Origin of the sequence: Desulfosporosinus sp. HMP52, from assembly GCF_000765145.1 — a bacterium.
Lineage (GTDB): Bacteria > Bacillota > Desulfitobacteriia > Desulfitobacteriales > Desulfitobacteriaceae > Desulfosporosinus.
In genome coordinates, this window is record NZ_JMGA01000026.1 from 38,626 (window position 1) to 44,798 (window position 6,173).

The 6,173-nt window shown below is 42.8% G+C and carries 7 protein-coding genes; all 7 read right to left on the reverse strand.

The window, feature by feature from the left end; genetic code table 11:
• Positions 1-99: 99 nt before the first annotated feature.
• The 7 genes from DP73_RS11760 to DP73_RS11790 all read right to left on the reverse strand — a co-directional run bounded on the left by DP73_RS11760 (position 100) and on the right by DP73_RS11790 (position 6,128).
• On the reverse strand, positions 100-297 hold the full coding sequence (locus DP73_RS11760) for a hypothetical protein (RefSeq protein ID WP_242865746.1): 198 nt from the start codon (positions 295-297) through the stop codon (positions 100-102).
• Positions 298-440: 143 nt separating this feature from the next.
• Positions 441-1,061 carry a hypothetical protein gene (locus DP73_RS23460; RefSeq protein WP_034599691.1) on the reverse strand — a complete coding sequence of 207 codons (621 nt, stop codon included), beginning with the start codon at positions 1,059-1,061 and terminating at the stop codon, positions 441-443.
• Positions 1,062-1,411: 350 nt separating this feature from the next.
• Positions 1,412-2,167 carry a fumarylacetoacetate hydrolase family protein gene (locus DP73_RS11770; RefSeq protein ID WP_034599692.1) on the reverse strand — a complete coding sequence of 252 codons (756 nt, stop codon included), beginning with the start codon at positions 2,165-2,167 and terminating at the stop codon, positions 1,412-1,414.
• 79 nt (positions 2,168-2,246) lie between these two features.
• Positions 2,247-3,149, reverse strand: coding sequence for a 3-hydroxybutyryl-CoA dehydrogenase (locus tag DP73_RS11775; RefSeq protein ID WP_052090626.1), 903 nt, complete (start codon positions 3,147-3,149; stop codon positions 2,247-2,249).
• Between the two features lie 16 nt (positions 3,150-3,165).
• Positions 3,166-4,347: a thiolase family protein gene (locus DP73_RS11780; protein WP_034599693.1), complete on the reverse strand. Its 1,182-nt coding sequence runs from the start codon at positions 4,345-4,347 to the stop codon at positions 3,166-3,168.
• Positions 4,348-4,358: 11 nt separating this feature from the next.
• A complete protein-coding gene (locus DP73_RS11785) occupies positions 4,359-4,550 on the reverse strand; it encodes a hypothetical protein (RefSeq protein ID WP_128751411.1) in 192 nt (63 codons plus the stop codon).
• 126 nt (positions 4,551-4,676) lie between these two features.
• Positions 4,677-6,128, reverse strand: a complete 1,452-nt coding sequence (locus tag DP73_RS11790; RefSeq protein ID WP_034599696.1) for a 4-hydroxyphenylacetate 3-hydroxylase family protein — start codon at positions 6,126-6,128, stop codon at positions 4,677-4,679.
• Between the last annotated feature and the right edge of the window lie 45 nt (positions 6,129-6,173).

The window sequence follows — 6,173 nt, forward strand, 5'->3', positions numbered from 1 at the left end:
ACGCGAAGCCTCCTCTTACTTATTACTTTTATGTTTGGCATCAATCGCTCGCTGCTGCCTATTAAACTTCTTCAAGAAATTTAACCTGGATCTTACCCTCTAGTAGGTCTTCAAACTTTTGGGCTGCTTCCTGAAAATAAGCTGAACTCCCATGGGCTTTGAAGGCCTCTTTATCCTTGTACTTTTCAAAGAGTCCTTTTCCTTACCAAGAACTTCCTTGGCCAATTGAGTACAAATTTCGGTCACTTCGACCTCTTTGCCAGGTTTTACTTTTAAGGTTGCCAGTAACGTCAACATTTCCAAACAACTCCTTTGTTTTTCCACTCGGAACGCTGTGTATTCGCCTTCGGTCAAAGCCATTTATTATGGTTAAATCTTTAATAACTATATTCAACACACAGGCAATTTCTCCTTCAAGGGATTACTTCTCCCTGCCCCACTCAGAAAAGGAGAGCTCCTTCTTTCCCAAGGACTTCTTCGGACAGATCCCTTATCTGAAAATCCATATTAAAACCCTCAAAAGCTGTGAGTGCACGTCCAAAATCATGTAAAGAAACATTTTTTCCATCCATAACCAGGTGTCTTAAGGTCGTCACCGTCTGCATAAACTTCGGCATTCCATCCAGCCATGAATATCGCTCAAAGAACCGGTCAGCTGACGACGGGCCAAAGGAATATTCTCCGCCTTCGCTGCTCAGGAGAAGGGTACTCTTTTCGAGCAACCCATTCACTTCCTCCGCAAAGGCGATCATATTGGGCGCGTCCAGTTTATTCACGCCGTTTACGTCAAACTCGATTGTGTTACTGCGGACGGCATGCTCGGCGCCGCCTTCCAGAGTGAAAAGGGTATAGGTATATGTACAATAACCCTGCCACATGCCTGGGAGATATCGCAAAAGATAATATTCTCCGCCCTGTTCGCAGAGGAAAAGTGAAGTCCAGCCCACATGTGAAGTGCCGGCCTGCTCGTTCCATATATCATTGCCGCTACTGTCATAAATATGAAGCGTGACGGACCCGTTGTCTCGTTGTGATTGATCAAGATAAATTGATTCCTTCATCCTTCAGGCCGTCCCTATTAACATCAGCATAGCTTAAAAGTTTCCACGGTGCATCTGATCTCTTCGCCAATTCCTTCTATGTCAACATCACCGAACAATGTTAGTTGGGGTGATTCTTGATATATTTCCTGTTCCCACGAAGTGGTCCCCAATACTTGATGAAGTTTCTGTCTATGAGATTCAGGGATATTCCCGTGTCGACACTCATGGTGGAGCAAAGGAAACAAGACAGAAACACCTTTAACCCGTCTCAACATACGAGTTAAAGGTGTTTAACATTGTATATAATAAATTTAAAAATTAAGCTGCACAACACATCCAAAGAAAGGGTGAAAAAATTCTAAGGAATCTTATCCAATCTTATTGCGCAGCTGACCAATTCCTTCTACTTCGATCACAATTTTATCCCCCGATTTCATAGGGCCTACTCCTTCAGGAGTACCCGTCATAATTACATCACCTGGATTTATGGTCATGACCTGAGAAATATAACTGATCAGTTTAGCAACCGAATGAATAAAATATTTAGTATTGGACGATTGTTTGGTCTCTCCGTTAAGAACTGAACGAATACCAAGTTCGCTTACATCTAAATCTGTTACGATCCAAGGTCCGATTGGACAGAAGGTATCAAATCCCTTACCCCGAGTCCATTGACCGTCCTTCTGTTGAAGATCCCTCGCTGTCACGTCATTGCCACAGGTGTATCCAAAAATAGAGTCAAGCACCTGATCTTCTGCCTTATCCTTCAAAGTCTTTCCGACAACTACAACAAGCTCTGCTTCATACTCCACACGGTTACTCATTTTAGGAATAATCACTTCATCTTCCGGTCCAATTAATGAAGTCAGCGGTTTGAGAAAGATAACGGGTTCTTCATGAAGGATATCTCCCATTTCTTCAATATGTTTTGAATAATTCAAGCCAACACAAATAATTTTACTCGGTTGTACTGGAGTTAATAATTTAACTTCATTTAAATTGACCATTTCCCCAGTACGTTTACAGTTTTCTTCGAGATAAGATCGGTCTAAAAGAAATATTTTTTCCCCTTCGAGCTCCCCATAGCCAGTTTTATCTTGATATTCAAAACGAATAACTTTCATTAAAATTTCTCCTTTCACCTTTAACGAATTCTTAGGTTTAGCCCATTTTAGGTTTGAACAAAATTAGGCGATCTCTTCTCTAAAAATGCAGACATCCCTTCTCTTTGGTCTTCTCCAAAGCATAAGGCAAATATTGATAGAACCCTTTACCTGTTTTACGCCCTAAGAAACCAGATCGGACCATCTTTTTCAGCACCAGACAAGGACGATACTTGGGGTCACCGAATTCAGTGTACAATGTTTCCATTATAGCAAGACACACATCTATACCAATCATATCAGCCAAAGCAAGAGGCCCAATCGGGTGGTTCGCTCCCAGGCGCATTGCAGTATCGATATCTTCCGCAGATGCTACATTCTCCATATAAATAAAGGCTGCCTCATTAATCATAGGCACTAACATTCTATTGACGATAAAGCCAGGAGCTTCTTTCACTTGAACGGGTACTTTCCCGATTCTGTTTACAAAATCGTTAATGAGTTCAATCGTTTCAGGACTCGTCGATGCTCCAGCTATAACTTCAACAAGTTGCATTACATTTGCCGGATTAAAAAAGTGCAACCCGATTACATTTTGGGAACGGTTTGTGGATGAGGCTATTTCACTAATACTTAATGCAGAAGTATTTGTAGCAAAGATTGTTTTTTCTGGACATTGCATATCCAATTCTTGGTATACGGCTTTCTTTACGGACATTTTTTCAACAATCGCTTCAATAATTAGGTCCGTGTCCTGTAATTCTTCAGTGAATTGTTCGGAATCATAAACCCCTATGAGGTTCCCAATAGTCTCCGCCTTTTTCTCAGCTGTAATTTTACCCTTTTCAACCGCTTTATTTAGGTTCTTTTCAATAATACTCAGACCCTTTTGAACGAGACTTTCTGAAACGTCACGAAGAATAACCTTCATACCAGCTTGAGCTGTTACGAGCGCAATACCCGCACCCATTGTACCAGCACCAAGAACAACAACTTTTTTCACGTTTATCCCTTCCAATCTACGGTAACATTTCGATAACGGTAGCCATGGCTGGCCCACCTCCCACACATAAGGAGGCAACACCATATTTCCCGCCACGACGTTTAAGTTCATTAAGCATTGTCACGATAATTCGGACACCTGTACATCCAACGGGATGGCCTAACGCAATCCCTGAGCCGTTAGCATTAACCTTATCTAGGTTGATTTTTAGTTCTCTATTACAGGCTAGAAATTGGGCAGCGAAAGCTTCATTGATTTCAAAGTAGTCGATATCGCTAAGCTTAAGGTTCGCATAGTTTAGCGCTTTAGGGATCGCGTAGGCCGGACCAATTCCCATGATTTCGGGTTCAACACCATATGAAGCGGTGGATAGAACTTTGGCGATAGGCTTTACTCCTAGTTCCTTCGCTTTACTTGCTGTCATTAAGACAACTGCTGCAGCTCCATCATTGACTCCGGAAGCGTTCCCAGCAGTTACAGTCCCATCTTTCTTGAAAGCTGGCTTCAGTTTACTGAGCTTTTCAATAGATATATCCGCCCGCGGATGTTCATCAACTTCAACGATTGTAGTACCTTTGCGCGTTTTTACTTCTACAGGTACAATCTCATCCTTAAATTTGCCGCTATTTATTGCTTCAATAGCTCTATAGTGACTAAGCATTGCAAGCTCGTCTTGTTCTTGTCTAGAAATATTGTACTTCTCAGCAAGATTTTCAGCCGTCATACCCATGTGATACCCTGTGAAAGCGTCAATCAAACAATCGTAGAGAAGATGGTCTTGCATTGTATCAGAGCCTAAACGGATACCTTGCCGGGCATTGAGTAGTAGATGGGGTGCTCTAGACATACTTTCTATCCCTACGACAAGACCCACTGATGTTTTGCCTAACATTAATTGGTGAGACGCAATTTCAAGAGCACGCATAGCCGAACCGCACAATTGATCGACTGTCGTAGCAGCACCTTCTTTTGGAATTCCAGCGCCTAGCTGAATTTGACGAGCCGGATTTCCTTTAACCCCCGCTTTATAGACCATGCCGCCTACTACATCTTCTACTACACTACTATTAATTCCAGATTTCTCTAGAGCTCCTATAGTAGCTACTATACCTAAATCTACAGCGGAAACATCCTTGAGTGAACCTGTAAAATCTCCAATGGGTGTTCTCGCACCCCCAACAATAACAACGTCTTCCACGAAGAGTCCCCCTATTCCAGTAGTTCAGTAATTTTTTCAATGACGACAGAGCTTAACTGCCGCTCAGACACCGTTATAGCATTCACGGTGGTACCGGCGATAACGACAGACGTTTTATCACACTTAGTGTAGCGCTCAGAACAGTTTGCCGAACAACCACTAATATAAATGATAATATCAGCCTCTAGATCGTTAGTTATCACCGGTACACCATACTTGACGAAGTAATTCCTGATTTGATCCGCGATACGGCCACGATCGATCCGCGGGTTACACCCGCCACAAAATTTAATGCTTAACGTCATATCACTATTAATCCTTGTTAGATATCATTCTTCAGTTGGAATACCAGCAATTACTTTAGCGAGTGACTTTTTCTGTTCCATGTTGCTTTGACGAGAAATCATAATACGTTGAGCTTGAGGTGAGCCAGCTCCATGCATCGACTCCGTACGGTACCCGACAGCCGCCGTGCCGAGTGTGATATTTTCAATTAGACGTAGGATGCGCATGCGGTGCTCGGTTGGAACTTTAGAGACTCCCTTAAAGTATTTTTCAATAACCTTCCCTATCTCTGGATGACGCAGGTCTTTTTCAGATGGCATGGTAACCATTAATCCGCCAGCAATATCTTCGGCAAGCCGAGTAATTTCATAAGGGAAACGAGTCACATTCTGCTTACAAACATTAGCAAGCATCAAGTCAATAATATAGTTACCGGAAGCCGTCTTCGATCCTTCAGCCGAACAAGCGATGCCACAAGAGTAGAGAGTCTCGTTGAGATGTACCATCTCGATCAATTTATCTTTAATATGTGAAGCTTTATGAGCACCATTATACTCTGCGGCAAGGGCAGTGGCACCGATGAGGACGTCGCCTACCCCCACTTTACAGCCCCCGTAGCTTTGGCGATGGTACCCAGCGAAGCGCTCAACTAAAGCACCGCTAAACTCATATTCACCACACATAAATACATTTTCCCAAGGGACAAATACGTTATCAAACACCATTAACGCTTCATGCCCACCGAACTTATTATTGCCGACATCAATATCTCCTTCTTCTAATTTACGAGTATCGCAAGATTGTCGACCGTAGATATAGTAGATGCCTTCAGCATCAGAAGGGGTTACGAAAGATACTGCATAATCGGAGTCGTCTTGGCCCATCGAGATCGTCGGCATAACAAGGATCCAGTGAGAATTGATAGCACCCGTTTGGTGAGCCTTGGCCCCCCGAACGACAATCCCATCTTCACGCTTCTCAACGATGTGAAGGTAAAGATCTGGATCAGACTGTTTACTAGGAGCAATACCGCGGTCCCCTTTAGGATCGGTCATGGCACCGTCGACCACCAAGTCTTCTTCTTGGATTTTGAGGAGGAACTGAGTAAACCGTTCATGGTATTTTGTACCTAGTTTTTGATCCATCTCAAAGGTTACGCTATCAACAGAATTGATGGCATCCATACCCACGCAACGTTGGAAGCAAGAAGCTGTTTTTTGACCGAGCAGTCGTTGCATTTTCACCTTCTTGACAAGATCCTCTGTACTGCGATGTAAATTACAGAAACGATTAATTTTTTTACCTGTAAGATGAGATGTCGCTGTCATTAGATCTTCATACTCAGGTTTTTGCGCCAACTCGTAGGTTGCTTTCACTGAATTTAAAGATGGTCGAATGATCGGATGATCGACTGGGTTTTCTACGAGTTCACCTTGCAGATACACCTTAAGTTTGAGTTGACGTAGGCTCTCTTCATATTGTTCTGGAGTTTTCATTCTTTTTCTCTCCTTCTTTACTCAATTTAATATAAAGCAAGTCGC